1 protein-coding gene is annotated in these 555 nt (G+C 61.6%); it reads left to right on the top strand.

What is annotated here, in order from left to right; genetic code table 11:
* The coding region (locus EOA22_RS36675; protein WP_127390765.1) for a P-type conjugative transfer protein TrbJ at positions 1-499 on the top strand (499 nt) is incomplete at its 5' end.
* Positions 500-555: the final 56 nt, after the last annotated feature.

Consider the following 555-nt stretch of genomic DNA (forward strand, 5'->3'; position numbering starts at 1 on the left):
TGACCAGATCGAGGGCAATTTCTCGCAGATGAAGAGCCTGCTCGGCGAAGCCAACAAGCTCGCCTACAACGTCCAGGACATCGACAGTCAGTTTACGTCCGCTTATGAGAATTTTGGCACCGACCTTTCGAGCCAGCAGCTTGTCGATGGCGCGCGTGAGCGCTGGCGGACTTCGGTGTCGGCTTTCGAGCACTCATTGAAGCCCGGTGCTGTTCCCGTGGACAATATCGACGCGACGCAGCAGCAAACCAGCGCGCTCGTCGACGCCAGCCAATCGGCGGTCGGCGTGCTGCAGGCAACGCAAGCCGGCAACCAGCTTCTCGCCGTGCAGGCAAGACAGGTCGCCGACCTCACCGCAATGCTGGCGGCGCAGGGCAGGGCTGCTGCGCTGGAGCAGGCAAGGACGGCCGCTGCACAGGAGCAGGCGCGAGAACAGTTCAGCCGCTTCATGACGGGCAGCAGATACACCGCGTCATCCGTCAAAATGTTCCACGACTGAGGCGGGTCACGGATCTCCAGATCGCCGCCCGGATAACAACCGTTATTTCACTTGGC

The sequence above is a fragment of the Mesorhizobium sp. M7A.F.Ca.US.014.04.1.1 genome, assembly GCF_003998745.1.
In the GTDB taxonomy this organism is placed as follows: Bacteria; Pseudomonadota; Alphaproteobacteria; order Rhizobiales; family Rhizobiaceae; genus Mesorhizobium; species Mesorhizobium ciceri.